This window comes from Syntrophomonas sp. UBA1041 (assembly GCF_002316705.1).
In the GTDB taxonomy this organism is placed as follows: Bacteria; Bacillota; Syntrophomonadia; order Syntrophomonadales; family Syntrophomonadaceae; genus DTU019.
The window spans coordinates 103,614-116,107 of record NZ_DCEA01000013.1 but is presented as its reverse complement, the minus strand read 5'-3'; the positions used below and the strand labels follow the sequence as shown (position 1 = coordinate 116,107).

The following is a 12,494-nucleotide window of genomic DNA, read 5'->3' as shown; positions in this document are numbered from 1 at the left end:
CTCGTATTAGCACGAGTTAGTCCATAGGGAGGAGGTGTAACGATGCGCACGTATGAGATGTTGTTCTTGCTAAAACCCGATTTGTCTGAAGAGGCCATTGCCGAATCCAAGGAAAGACTGCGTACCATCATCGCAGATTTCGGCGGAGAGTTCGTCAACGAGGCCGAAGGCTGGGGCAAAAAACGGCTGGCGTACGCTATTGAAGATTATCATGAAGGAATTTATTCCTTATGGTACTTCAAAGGCCAGCCCGATACTGTTTCAGAATTGGACAGGGTTATCAAAATATCGGACAATTTCCTGCGCCACATCATCATCCGCCAGGATGAGAACTAACTAAAATTCAGGTGGGAGGGAATTTTGTGTTGAACCGAGTGGTTTTAATTGGTCGCCTGACCCGCGACCCCGAACTGCGTTATACCCCGAATGGGGCTGCAGTTGTCAGTTTCACCATAGCTGTCGACCGTAAGTTCAATCGCAACGAAGCCGACTTCATTCCCATTGTGGCATGGAATAAACTTGCTGAAAATTGCGCCAATTACCTGGGCAAAGGCAGGCTGGTGGCAGTGGAGGGCAGGCTGCAGGTACGCAGCTATGAAACCCAGGATGGTCAAAAACGCTGGGCAACCGACGTAGTCGCTGATGAGGTTAAATTCCTCGACAAAGGCGGGTCGTCAGCCAGTGCGCCTGGTTCAGCAGCAGCACATACCTCCTCTGGCCAGGATGGCTGGAATGATGTGGGACAAGAGTTAGTAAACGATATCGACTTCGTTGACCGCAACGGGGATGATGACATTCCCTTTTAGTTAGAGGAGGAATCGTATTTGAAAAAGGAAAAGCGCAAAAAAAGAAAACAGTGCAATTTTTGCGCCGATAAGATTGAGCACATAAATTACAAAGATATTCCTCGGCTGCGCCGCTACGTAACCGAACGCGGGAAAATTTTACCCCGTCGCATCACCGGCAATTGCGCCCATCACCAGCGGCAATTGACAGTATCCATAAAAAGGGCCAGAACCATGGCTTTGATGCCCTATACGTCCGAGTAAAGCTAGCTGACAAGCCCTCTTTTGAGGGCTTGTTTTTATTAGAGGATATCAATTGACCGGCCCAAAGGACTGTTCTCACTGTACCCGAGTTTTTAGGAGGAAATGACGGCTCCTTGTTGAACAGTTTGAAAAGGGGGTGTTATAAATGGCCTTAAAAGGCGATCTGGATATAACCAAAAACCTGAAGATGGTGGAATGGCTTAAGGCTGAATTAGTTCAATCCGTGGGGGCCTTGTTCAAGAGCCTGCTTAACGCCTCTGCCGAAGCAACCGCCGATAAACTTGCGGCTATCATCATTCTAATCTACCTCCTGGGATGCCGGGTGGGGGTGTCTTTTGCCGCCCTGGATCGCGCAGTTAAACTCAAGCTGGAACAGAGTCTGGCCGCAGCTCAGCTTGAAGACCGCTGGTATCAGGATATGACCGCTCTCAATGATCACTTGCGCCACAGAACGAGGTGATAAAATGCCCACCTTCTTAATATACCTGATTTTAACCGTGCTGGCCGGCCTGGTAACGATTGCAGTGCCTGCTCTGACTATGATTTCAGCCTTATTATGGGGCGCCCTGTTGATCATGGCCGGCCTGCATTTGGATGCCAAGAAACTCTTGACCTTATTCGCGGCCAATATAATTATTGTCACAGTCAGCGGGGGAACGGCCAACCTGATCTATTTACTGGCTTTTTATGGAATACCGGCCATGGTGATGGGATTTTTGACTTTAAAACAGGGCAGCTATTATGACGCCCGCCGCTGGGGAACCGTGGCCCTCATAGCCGGGGTAAGCCTGTACCTGGGGGCCTTATATCAATCCGGAGGAGGAAGCTACTTTGCCCAGCAGGTGAACGAGATGGTAATGCAGGCCAGCAGTTATTATGAGAACCAGGGCTGGACCCAGATATACCAGCAAGCGGGGCTGACCCAGGAGGAAATAAACCAGACCCTGCAGAGCATGGGCCTCAACATCTTGCATCATCTGCCCGCTATTTTCTATGTTCAGGGATTACTGGCAGTATTTTTAATGCTGTGGCTAGCCTCTTTTTTCACCTGGAACCAGCATGCCAGCCGTCTAAAAAAGAAACCTTTTGCGCAGGAACTGATGCCCTGGGAACTGGTATGGCTGGTAAATCTGGGTTTGGCTCTGTGGCTTTTAGGCTGGGATGAACACAGCCTCACCTATTATGCAGGCTCGAACATCCTGGTTATCATGGCGGTAATATCATTTTATTATGGCCTGGCCAGCCTGGTTTTTCGCCTTAAATACGAAAGGGGCCGGGGGAGGTCCTGGATGATTTTCCTGCTGGCAGTACTGGCGCTGTTCTTTCCGCTGTCAGCCCTGGGTTTCCTCTGTATTCTCGGCATATTTGACAGTCTCTTGGACCTGAGAAAACCATTTACCGGACAGGAGGTATAATGCGTGAAGGTTATATTGACACAGGATGTTAAAAAACTGGGTAAAAAGGGTGAAATTAAAGAGGTCAGCGACGGCTATGCCAGAAATTACCTCATTCCCAAAGGTTTTGCCCAGGAAGCTACCACTACCCGTTTAAAAGAAACCGAGGATCAAAAGCAGCGTCTGGAAAGGCAAAAAACCAAAGAAGAGAATCAGGCGAGGCTGGTCAAAGACAAACTGCATGGCAAAATGGTGTCAATCAAAGCCAAAACCGGCGGGGGCGACAAGCTTTTTGGAGCAGTTACCTCCCGGGAAATAGCAGAAGTCTTGCAACAGCAATTTGGGGTAATGGTTGACAAGAAAAAGATTGAATTAGGAGAACCTATTAAACATCTGGGTGAATACCCGGTGCACATCAAAATATACCCGGGCATACACGCAGATATACAGGTTAGCGTGGAACCCGGATGATAGGGGCGCATTAAGTGAAATTTAAAAGCAATAAAAAAGACCAGAAAAACCGGGCCCTGTACTGGCAGGTGGAAAACCTCTATCAAAGTCTGGACAGCCTTTACGGGACTCAGGGGCTGGTCTTGCGGGCCAGTAAACTGGATGCCATCGATTTGATCAAGTCAGAGCGTTTGGAAGAGAAGATCCTGGGGCTGCACCGCATACTGGCCGAAGATCCTACTATCAATGAACTCAAGTTTCACGGCAACCTGGAGCAGGAAACCGCTTACCTCGAGGAATTACTGGCCGAGGAAAGTGCCAGGCGCTCCGTAGAAGCGGAATGGCAGAAACGCATCCAGGAAAAGGTGGATCAAAACTATCAGGTCTATGTCAGGGACCTTCAGGTCCAGCTCTTCAAAGAGCAAAATAATTCCCCCGAAAACGCCCGCACTTTAAAAAAGCTGGGATTTATCGAAAAGATGGAAAGAACCGGCTTGAACCGCTCCGCTCTGGAGCTATTGAGGCCCGCCAACATCAAGGAACTGATTGGGCAGGAAAAAGCGGTAACTGCCCTTTTGGCCAAGTTGAACACCCCCTATCCACAGCATCTCATCCTGTACGGCCCGCCCGGGGTGGGCAAGACCAGTTGCGCGCGCCTGGCCTTGGAGATGATTAAAGGCCGGACCTCCAGCTGCTTTGCCGAAGAAGCCCCATTTATTGAAGTGGACGGCACCACCCTGCGCTGGGATCCCCGTGAGGCTACCAATCCACTGGTGGGGTCGGTGCATGATCCCATTTACCAGGGCGCTCGCAGCGACCTGGCCGAGGCCGGCATACCTGAACCTAAACCGGGCCTGGTTACCGAAGCCCATGGGGGAATCTTGTTTATCGATGAAATCGGGGAGATGGACCCTGAACTGCAGAACAAGCTGCTCAAGGTTCTGGAAGATAAAAGGGTTTATTTCGAATCCTCCTACTATGACCCCCACGACGACCGGGTGCCGCAATACATCAAAAAGATATTCGAAAAAGGACTTCCTGCGGATTTTATTCTCATAGGCGCCACAACCCGCAGCCGGGAAAACATCAGTCCGGCTTTGCGCTCCCGCTGTATGGAGGTATTTTTCGAGCCTTTAACCCCGCAGCATATACAGAAGATAGTGCAAATCTCGGCAAACAAACTGGGTATTGAAATGCAGCCCGGTGTACCCGAAATAATCAGCGAATATACCAGTGAAGGCCGCTCTGCCAACAAACTGCTGGTCGACGCCTATGCCCTGGCCTTAAATGAACCTGGGGATCACCGTGAGTCTCGCCTGGTATTAAAACGGCATGTGCATCAAGCCGTGCAGTTCAGCCGCATTACCCCGGTTTCGCCCCGGGTAGAGCTTGATAGCAGTGAGGTAGGCAGGATAATGGGACTGGGGGCTCATCACTATCACGGAGACGTTTTAGAAATAGAAGCCGTGGCTTTTCCCGCTTCCGCAAGCGGTGAAGGCAGTATCCGTTTTAATGACACTGCCGGTTCTATGGCCAGGGATTCGCTGTTTAACGCGGCTTCGCTACTGCGCCAGCAGCTGGCCGCCAACCTAAAAGACTATGATCTGCATATCAACATCGTAGGGGGCGGAAAAGTAGACGGTCCCTCGGCAGGCGCCGCCCTTTATCTAGTTGTCGTCAGCGCCATAACCGAAGTGCCCATAAGCCAGGATGTGGCCATAACCGGTGAGATATCTCTGCGCGGCAAGATCAAACCGGTAGGAGCCATATGGGAAAAAATCCAGGCAGCCAGGCAGGCAGGCCTGCGTAAAATACTGCTTCCGGCAGCGAACCTCAAGGATGTCCCCGCCGGAACCAAAGGCCTGGAAATAGTGCCCCTTGAATCCATCGATCAGGCCTATCCGCACATATTTGCAGGGCCGATTCCCCGCCAATCGGAACCCCTATAAGCCGCTGCCGATGCTATTGACAAAGCCGCCTGAGCAAGCTGTATACTCTTATACAGTATACAAAAACCCCGAGATTCCTTAACTTGCCTTGGTTGACACTAATAAATGGTAATGCTAATATGAGTTTGCCGGCCACTTCGCGAAGGCCTGGTGTGGCGGCTAACTGGTGAATATACCAAGGGGGTGGCCTGATGTCAGCAATCGTTTTGATAGGCAGCCAATGGGGAGACGAGGGCAAAGGCAAGATTACCGACTTTCTGGCTGAAAAAGCGGATTGTGTGGTTCGTTATCAGGGGGGCAGCAATGCCGGACATACGGTTGAAGTTTTGGACCAGCAGTTTAAACTGCACCTGATTCCATCAGGCATTTTATATCCCAATACCCAGTGCATTGTCGGCAACGGGGTAGTGGTGGATATGGGTGAATTAATCAAAGAATTGGATGAACTGGAGAGCCGGGGAATAGACACGAAAAATCTGCGCATAAGTCAGCGCGCCCCGCTGGTACTGCCATACCATAAGAGGATTGACAGCCTGGAGGACCGGGCTTCGAATATCGGAACCACCAAGCGGGGCATAGGGCCTACCTACGCGGATAAAATCAACCGCACCGGGTTCAGAATCGGAGATCTCTTAGATTCCCCGGCTTATTTTGAGCCCCGCTTCGCGGCTCAGGTAAAACAGAAGAACCGCATCATCGAAGAGATCCATGGCGAACCGGGCTTCGATTACCGGGAGCTGCTGGAGGAGTTGCGGGAACAAGTAGAACGCTTGCGCCCCTATATAGCCGATACCTCGTTATTGATTTACCAGGCCATGAAGAACCATAAAAAAGTGCTTTTTGAAGGCGCTCAGGGGACCCTGCTAGATATAGACCACGGCACCTATCCCTATGTCACTTCCTCACATCCCATCGCAGGCGGGGCTTGTGTGGGAGCCGGGGTGGGTCCTACCTGTATCGACCGGGTAATTGGGGTAGCCAAAGCTTATACCACCCGGGTCGGTGAAGGGCCGTTTCCGACCGAGCTGAACGATGCTGATGGGAATATGCTGCAGCAGCGGGGCATGGAATTCGGCACAACCACTGGCAGAAAACGCCGCTGCGGCTGGCTGGATGCGGTGATACTGCGCTATGCCGCGCGCTTGAACGGATTGACTGACCTGGCCATCACCAAACTGGATGTACTGGATGAGTTTGCGGTGGTCAAGATATGCACCGGATATAAATACAAAGGCACCATTATCAGCGAGTTTCCGGAAAGTATAGAGGTATTGGAAGGCTGCCAACCGGAATACATGGAGCTGCCTGGCTGGCAAGAGGATATCAGCGGAATTACCGAGTACGATAAGCTGCCGCACAATGCCCGCCGCTACCTGGATGTCATCTACGACCTCACCGGGGTCAAACAGACCCTGATCGCGGTTGGGCCCAAACGCAGCCAGACCATAGTTCAGGACCAGATTTTTTAACCAGGCCCAGGATTTGAAATAAGGCCGCAGAAATGATACACTATCTAGCAGCGGGCGCATAACTCAGCGGGAGAGTGCTACCTTCACACGGTAGAAGTCGCAGGTTCGAAACCTGCTGCGCCCACCATAGAAAGTAAGTGATACCGGGGTTTTAAAGCCCCGGTATTTTTTATTTTGGGGTATACCTTTTGGCCCCTGGGGGCAGATTTGGGGACAAACTGGTGCAGGATGATGCTGCCTCTACCGCTGTCCCGCCTGTAAGGGGTAACATTGGCCCAACGAAAAAACCCGGATTTCGGGCGGCCAATAAGGTTAAATAAGGCGCTTGGCTTTCATAAATGGTTCTGAGTTCTGGGCGCCTGAGGGACCGACGAATAGAAAGAAGACCCTAAGCCTAGGCGTGGAGACTATGCCGACTTCATCCTGGTATATGCTGGGAGAATCCGGAGGGGATACGGTTATTCTACAAGTAGCGCTGGCGCTTGCCGCATTTCTAATATTCAAGGGCATGAAGCTGGGGGGCGTAACGAATCGGTCAATGCCGTTGGGCAAATAGCCATTTCATAATAACGCTGCTTTTTTGTATATCCATTCCTCTTAACTGAACGGTGGCAGCGGCGTTGGATGAGGCCACCGCGATCCTTAAGTTGCTCAGGTTGCCGCGGGCCTGGAGGGGGTTCTGTGAAACATGCATAGACTGAACGCGTTGCTTGGGAATGATGAAAGTCACTCTGCCCAGATGGCGCGATCTGAGTAATAATCTATTATTCTCCACCTGATAACCGGCATCATTATACTGTGCGTTGCCCAGGGCTGCCCCCAGCAGAGGCAGAATAAACGCAACATATCCCCAGGGCAGGTAGACGGTGCATAAAATAGCGATGATCAGTGCCGGAATGGTGTTGATCAACAAATAGCCCCATTTTGATCTGGCAGGTAATCCGTGCAGTTTCATTGACATGGTGAATTCGGGTGCGATTTTCTCAACAAACCCGGGCAGCTCTGCCTTTGGCAATATTGGGAAAAGCACATTGCCTTCTTCTTTCATGCCGGTAGTACTCATACTTACCACTTGTAAACTGACCATACCCAACGGCTGTCTTAACAGTCCTTCAACTACTTTAATGGCCTGAATGCGTTTAATCGGTATGCTCATTTGATGTTTTTCAAAAAGTCCTCGACTTATAATGATATTATTGCCTTCTCTTCGCAGCTGAAAACCGCCGAATTGCATGATGGTTCCCAGCAGAGACAGAAGCCAGGCCAACAGGATTATGAGGAAGACAACCAGGATAATAAGGCTTATTTTCCCAGCAGCCAGATGACCGGCATAGGCTGCAAATTTACCCCAAACATCCGCTTTGGGAAAGAAATCGTCCAGCTGTGAAATGACAGCCAGGATGGCGCTTAAAACTATGCCAATGCCATTGGATGTGCTGGCCAAAACCAGCAGGGATCGGGTCGATAATTTGTATTCGATGTATTCTGTTTCATTACCGGGTTCCTCATGATGCTGCGTCTTTTCCTGCAGGATATGCTGCAGTTCCGCGGCAATATCTCGCGGCAGGGCCGCCAGCACAAACTCAGCCTGGCTGCCCCCGCCGGCGGTTTCGACCTGAACTTTTACCAGGCCAAACATGCGGTGCAGAATACCGGCAGAAATCTGTATAGTCTGAATCCGTTCGAAGGGGATATATCTTTTCTTTTTTATCAGAACCCCATATTCCACGCGCAGTTCTTGCCCACTGATATAAAATACATAGCACAGCCAGTAAAGGATGCCATAGGCAACCATGAAGGCCAGCAAAAGGGGGAGGCCCCAGAATAGCCAGCGGCGCATCTCTGGCTGGGCGAAGGCGATGAGAAGGAGGGGTATAAGCCCTTGCCCCAGCGAGTAGACAGTGCGCAGAGTAAATTGGAGTATAGCCATAGGGTGAACCCGCTGCGGTTTATACATCTTCTTCTACCACCCGGGCCAAGACTGAAATTCTATCTCTTAAAAGATCTGCCACTTCATCTGCCAGGGCAGGTATCTCATGGTTTCCCGCCGCAGTGGAGATGGTAACGGATGAAAGCCCGAAACGACGAAGCAGCGGGCCCTGCTTGGTATCCACATGCTGCACCCGCACCATTGGAATCAGGGTCCGGGTTTTAATGAATACTCCATGCAGTAAATCGATTTCCTGTTCGGATACTTCATAACGCCAGGTTCTCCAAGTAATCTCAGGTTGAAAAACCACTGCGAAGATATCATATGCCAGGGTAAGAAACAGCAGGACGAAAGTAATCCAGGTGGGCCAATGCTGCCAGTGTTGCTGCGCGATATAATAACCGCCCGGAATAAGAAGTAATAATACTGATTCTATGGCGGCAGAACACCGCCAATATGGCACCGCTTTGGGATCAATAGCTTGTGCGGGATAATTGCGCAAAATATCATCACCTCGCTTCTACGAAGCCTTTATCTTTTACGGTCCAAGCTGCCTGAAAAGACTGGAAAAGGTCAATAGAGCAGCAGTTGCTTGAGCACCTTGTAGTAGATTCAATTATAGTATTATTTCCCCGATAGTGGTAGTTAAGCAAAATGATGCGGAAGAACCGCTTCCGTGACGGAAAAACGCAGATCCAAGACCTGCGTTTTCCATTACCTGTTGCTATTCGATGGGAATGCTCGGAACCAGCGTTTTACATCACTAGCTAACAGCTGCGATATTTCCAGTCCCCGTCCCGCTTGGGAGCCGGAGCGATTTTTTCAACTACGATTTCATGCTCAGCGATCACCTGACTGGCCTCTTCTAAATCACCGCCCTTTACAATAAGGGATATCCCGCAGCAAGTGCTGAGTTGGCGCGGGGTTGGAGCAATCAAGTAATCGATGCCCCGCTCCCGCAGCAGTTGGCTTAATCGCAAGCCTTGATGGTGGTTGGGAAAGAGTATATAAAACCTGTTGTCTGTCTCCACCCTCCAGCCTACTCCCGCAGCATTTCCAGGAAGGCCTGTACCCGGGTGCGCAGCTGTTCGAAATCCTGCTCGCTGTAATCAGTCTCCAGATGCAGGACCGGTATATTCTTCTCAGCCAGGGCCTGTTTGACCAGGTGACTCTCGGTCGAATACAGGTTGCAGAACTGCAAATTGGTGTCAATGATGCCGTCGACCTTATATTCTTCGGCCAGGCGCAAGATATCATCGATGCGGGCCGAATTCGGGGTGAAACAAGCGCAATTGGTCTTCATGTAACGCTCCGCCAGGGCTCGGACTTGTCTTTCCAGGGTTGGGGCGGTTTCATCCACCAGATTTTCGAAATAGCGGGTTCCGGTACAGGATTCTTCAACAACCACTGCCGCCCCGGAAGTTTCTACGATATGGTGCAGCTTCCAGTTGGGGATGGCCATGGGGGTACCGGAGATCATTATCCGCAGGGTGTCTTCAGGGAAAACCCCTTCCTTGCGGCTGATACGCTCTTCCAGTTCTTCGCTTAGCTGGTTGGCCATCTGCGCGCAGCGGGAGGGGTCATCATAAAAAGCGATCTGGGTGACCAGCAGGGCGTCTTTGCCGCTGATGGGCACTGCTGCCGCTTTACGGGCCTCATAGAGGCGCTGCAGGGCTTTTCTTTTATTGTTGATCAGTTTGATGCTTTCACCCAGGGAATCGGCACTGATCTTGCTGCCGGTAAAATCCTCCACCACCTTGATAAAGCTGTGAATCTCACGCTCAAACGCATTGACATCCTGCGCTCGCTTCATCTGCGGGATGTCGATCACATGCATGGGGACTTCGGAAGCCAGAATCTCCCAGGCCTTCTTTTTGCCGTCGCAGGTGGTCTCCCCCACAAACATATCAGCGATGCGGAAAAAGGGGCAGGTTTTATCCAGCCTGGCCCCCACTGAGGCTTTTATCAGGGGACAGGTGTTGGGGGGCAAGACCTTTTCCCCTGCCGCTACCCAGAATTGCGACCCCCCGCATAACCCGGTGGCGATGCCCCCGGCGGCAAAAACGATTTCATCAGGCACATACACACAAAAAGTGCCGAAAACCTTGCCCCCCGACTTTTGGTGCTCAATCAACTCGGCCGGTCTGACCCCATGGATTTCAGATACCACAAAATCATAAAAATCCATGCCCCGAGGCCGTTTCTGCTGCGAAAGATACACTTCTCCAAATACTTCGGGCAGAACTTGACACAGCACATCATGTTTTTCCAGGTCCATGTCCAGATTTGACCACATTTCACGATAGTCAGCCACAAACATACCTCCCCTGTTATTTTGTTAAGATATTCACTGCTTCCCGGACTGGCAGGCCAGCAATGCAGCCCCCAGCGCGCCTGTATACTGGCAGCTTTCGACTACCATTACAGAGCATTCCAGTTCCTCTTCCAGCGCCCTCTTCACACCCCGGTTCAAAGCTACTCCTCCGGTAAAGGCCACCTGCGGTTTTACCCCCATCCGTCTGGCCATAGCGGCCACGCGTTTTCCCACCGACTGGTGCAGCCCGGCTATTATGCCTTCCTTGGGGTTGCCCCTGGCCAAAAGGCCTACAATCTCAGATTCCGCAAAAACGGTACACATGCTGCTCACCGCCAGCAGCTTGTTGGGGTCTTCCACGTTGCCCAGCTCGCTGACTTCCAGGCCCAAAGCGGTTGCCATCACCTGCAGGAAACGCCCGGTGCCGGCAGCGCATTTGTCATTCATGGCGAAGTCTACAACTTGTCCGCTGCTTCCCAGCTGAATGACCTTGCTGTCCTGCCCGCCGATGTCGATGATGGTTCGCACCTCGGGATACAGGTGGGAAACACCGCGGGCATGGCACTTGATCTCGGTTACTATCCGATCAGCGCTGTCAAACGCTACCCGCCCGTAACCGGTTACTACGACGCTTTCCACCCCATGGCGCTCAACTCCTGACAGAGCGAGTAATTTTGCAATAGCCTCATGGCCTGCAGCCCTGGGGTTCCATCCGGTGGGAAGTATAACCCGGTAATAGCTCTGGTCTTTGATCAAAACGCCTTTGGTGGCTATGGAGCCGATGTCGATCCCAATCCCCGTCATTTCTCAATCATCTCCAGCATGGCTTGAACCCTGACCTTAATATTTTCTTTATCCGAATTGGAATAATCACTCTCCAGGTGCAGGTAAGGCAGCCCTTTTTCTTTAACCAGTTTGCCCACATGGTAGGACTCTATATTATAGGTATGGCAGGCCTGCCAGGTGAGGTCGATCACCGCGTCGACCTTAAAATCAGCGATCATGCGCTCTATTAATTCCAGCCGCTGCGGGTTGGGGCTCATACACGAACAGGGAATGCCTAAATACATCTGCGCCAGAGCGATAATGGGGTCATCGATGGTATTGTCATATTGAAGATCCACAGTCTTGTACCCTGAACAGTTTTCCATGGCCACTATGTGGGCTCCCAAGTCTTCAGTTACAGTTATGACCTTTTCGCTTCCCAGGCCCACCGGACACCCGGTCAGGAGTACCCGGGGAGCCGGGGTACCGGTTGGCTTTTCGCGCACATTCTCCAACAACTGCTGCAATTGTCCAATCAGCCCACCTTTGTCGCTGCTGAAGTTGCGCGACCAGGAAACGGTAAGAAGCTCCAGCCCGGTAAACAAGGGCGGGTCTGCCTGGTTCAAATCGAACATCGCTTTAATAAATTTTCTCTCCTGGCCAACCAGTTCCATAGCCTGCCAGAGGGACTCATCCGTGATCCTGGTATTAAGCTCCTCTTCCAGACGTAATCTCAAACGGCGTAATTCATCGGCCCATAAGTCAAATGCAGCCGGACTGACATTGTTATGGGGCAGTTGCATGACGTGTACCGGTTTCAATTCGTGCATGAGCTCGAACATCTTTCTTTTGCCGTCACAAGTGGTCTCCCCGATAACCAGATCCGAGAAATGAAAAAATGGGCAAGTATCTGTGACCGCAAAACCGAATGATGATTTAATCAGGGGGCAAAGATTGCGGGGTAAAAGCACTTCTGCAGCCGGAATAGGTTCTTCCCGGGTTCCGCATAAGCTCACCGGTATGGCGCCCGCGGCCAGTATCAATTCCTGCGGGCAATAGGCGCAATAAATTCCCACCACTTTCCGGCCGCTGGCTTTAGCAGCCTTTATCTGCATAAGGTTAATGTCTCTAGCGTTTGAGAACGGCGCTATATATTGATTAGACATAAACATTC

14 protein-coding genes and 1 tRNA gene are annotated in these 12,494 nt (G+C 51.3%); 9 read left to right on the top strand and 6 right to left on the bottom strand.

Going from position 1 to position 12,494, the window contains the following annotated elements; genetic code table 11:
- The first annotated feature begins 42 nt into the window (after positions 1 to 42).
- The 9 genes from rpsF (at position 43) to B2633_RS02990 (ending at position 6,438) form a co-directional block, all read left to right on the top strand.
- A complete protein-coding gene (rpsF, locus tag B2633_RS03030) occupies positions 43 to 336 on the top strand; it encodes a 30S ribosomal protein S6 (protein WP_481041846.1) in 294 nt (97 codons plus the stop codon).
- A gap of 26 nt (positions 337 to 362) precedes the next feature.
- The gene (locus B2633_RS03025; protein ID WP_481041844.1) at positions 363 to 806 is read left to right on the top strand and encodes a single-stranded DNA-binding protein; all 444 of its coding nucleotides are present in this window, start codon (positions 363 to 365) and stop codon (positions 804 to 806) included.
- An 18-nt stretch (positions 807 to 824) separates the two neighbouring features.
- Positions 825 to 1,049 carry a 30S ribosomal protein S18 gene (rpsR, locus tag B2633_RS03020; RefSeq protein WP_481041842.1) on the top strand — a complete coding sequence of 75 codons (225 nt, stop codon included), beginning with the start codon at positions 825 to 827 and terminating at the stop codon, positions 1,047 to 1,049.
- Positions 1,050 to 1,194: 145 nt separating this feature from the next.
- On the top strand, positions 1,195 to 1,509 hold the full coding sequence (locus tag B2633_RS03015) for a MazG-like family protein (RefSeq protein ID WP_483169063.1): 315 nt from the start codon (positions 1,195 to 1,197) through the stop codon (positions 1,507 to 1,509).
- Positions 1,510 to 1,513: 4 nt separating this feature from the next.
- The gene (locus B2633_RS03010) at positions 1,514 to 2,464 is read left to right on the top strand and encodes a DUF2232 domain-containing protein (RefSeq protein ID WP_483169062.1); all 951 of its coding nucleotides are present in this window, start codon (positions 1,514 to 1,516) and stop codon (positions 2,462 to 2,464) included.
- Positions 2,465 to 2,467: 3 nt separating this feature from the next.
- Positions 2,468 to 2,914: a 50S ribosomal protein L9 gene (gene rplI, locus B2633_RS03005; RefSeq protein ID WP_483169061.1), complete on the top strand. Its 447-nt coding sequence runs from the start codon at positions 2,468 to 2,470 to the stop codon at positions 2,912 to 2,914.
- A 14-nt stretch (positions 2,915 to 2,928) separates the two neighbouring features.
- Entirely contained in the window at positions 2,929 to 4,842 is a 1,914-nt protein-coding gene (lonC, locus tag B2633_RS03000; RefSeq protein ID WP_483169060.1) for a Lon family ATP-dependent protease, read from the top strand.
- Positions 4,843 to 5,033: 191 nt separating this feature from the next.
- Positions 5,034 to 6,311 carry an adenylosuccinate synthase gene (locus B2633_RS02995; RefSeq protein WP_483169058.1) on the top strand — a complete coding sequence of 426 codons (1,278 nt, stop codon included), beginning with the start codon at positions 5,034 to 5,036 and terminating at the stop codon, positions 6,309 to 6,311.
- Positions 6,312 to 6,363: 52 nt separating this feature from the next.
- Positions 6,364 to 6,438: transfer RNA gene (locus B2633_RS02990), tRNA-Val, on the top strand.
- Between the two features lie 408 nt (positions 6,439 to 6,846).
- Here B2633_RS02990 and B2633_RS02985 read toward each other — a convergent pair.
- From B2633_RS02985 to B2633_RS02960, 6 genes are all read right to left on the bottom strand, one after another.
- Positions 6,847 to 8,241 (bottom strand): PH domain-containing protein, encoded by a 1,395-nt coding sequence (locus tag B2633_RS02985; protein ID WP_483169056.1) that lies wholly within the window; start codon positions 8,239 to 8,241, stop codon positions 6,847 to 6,849.
- A 19-nt stretch (positions 8,242 to 8,260) separates the two neighbouring features.
- Positions 8,261 to 8,743, bottom strand: coding sequence for a PH domain-containing protein (locus B2633_RS02980; RefSeq protein WP_483169055.1), 483 nt, complete (start codon positions 8,741 to 8,743; stop codon positions 8,261 to 8,263).
- Between the two features lie 265 nt (positions 8,744 to 9,008).
- Positions 9,009 to 9,272: a putative Se/S carrier protein gene (locus B2633_RS02975; protein WP_483169054.1), complete on the bottom strand. Its 264-nt coding sequence runs from the start codon at positions 9,270 to 9,272 to the stop codon at positions 9,009 to 9,011.
- Positions 9,273 to 9,280: 8 nt separating this feature from the next.
- Positions 9,281 to 10,555 (bottom strand): double-cubane-cluster-containing anaerobic reductase, encoded by a 1,275-nt coding sequence (locus B2633_RS02970; RefSeq protein ID WP_483169053.1) that lies wholly within the window; start codon positions 10,553 to 10,555, stop codon positions 9,281 to 9,283.
- A gap of 33 nt (positions 10,556 to 10,588) precedes the next feature.
- Positions 10,589 to 11,359, bottom strand: a complete 771-nt coding sequence (locus B2633_RS02965) for an acyl-CoA dehydratase activase (protein WP_483169052.1) — start codon at positions 11,357 to 11,359, stop codon at positions 10,589 to 10,591.
- Positions 11,356 to 12,486, bottom strand: coding sequence for a double-cubane-cluster-containing anaerobic reductase (locus tag B2633_RS02960; RefSeq protein ID WP_483169050.1), 1,131 nt, complete (start codon positions 12,484 to 12,486; stop codon positions 11,356 to 11,358). Before B2633_RS02960 ends, B2633_RS02965 begins: the two co-directional genes overlap by 4 nt.
- Between the last annotated feature and the right edge of the window lie 8 nt (positions 12,487 to 12,494).

Bases quoted from the DNA above. Each gene is read 5' to 3' on its own strand.
- rpsF (WP_481041846.1), top strand. From the start codon at position 43: ATGCGCACGTATGAGATGTTGTTCTTGCTAAAACCCGATTTGTCTGAA.
- B2633_RS03015 (WP_483169063.1), top strand. From the start codon at position 1,195: ATGGCCTTAAAAGGCGATCTGGATATAACCAAAAACCTGAAGATGGTG.
- B2633_RS03010 (WP_483169062.1), top strand. From the start codon at position 1,514: ATGCCCACCTTCTTAATATACCTGATTTTAACCGTGCTGGCCGGCCTG.
- B2633_RS02995 (WP_483169058.1), top strand. From the start codon at position 5,034: ATGTCAGCAATCGTTTTGATAGGCAGCCAATGGGGAGACGAGGGCAAA.
- B2633_RS02985 (WP_483169056.1), bottom strand. From the start codon at position 8,241: ATGGCTATACTCCAATTTACTCTGCGCACTGTCTACTCGCTGGGGCAA.
- B2633_RS02965 (WP_483169052.1), bottom strand. From the start codon at position 11,359: ATGACGGGGATTGGGATCGACATCGGCTCCATAGCCACCAAAGGCGTT.
- B2633_RS02960 (WP_483169050.1), bottom strand. From the start codon at position 12,486: ATGTCTAATCAATATATAGCGCCGTTCTCAAACGCTAGAGACATTAAC.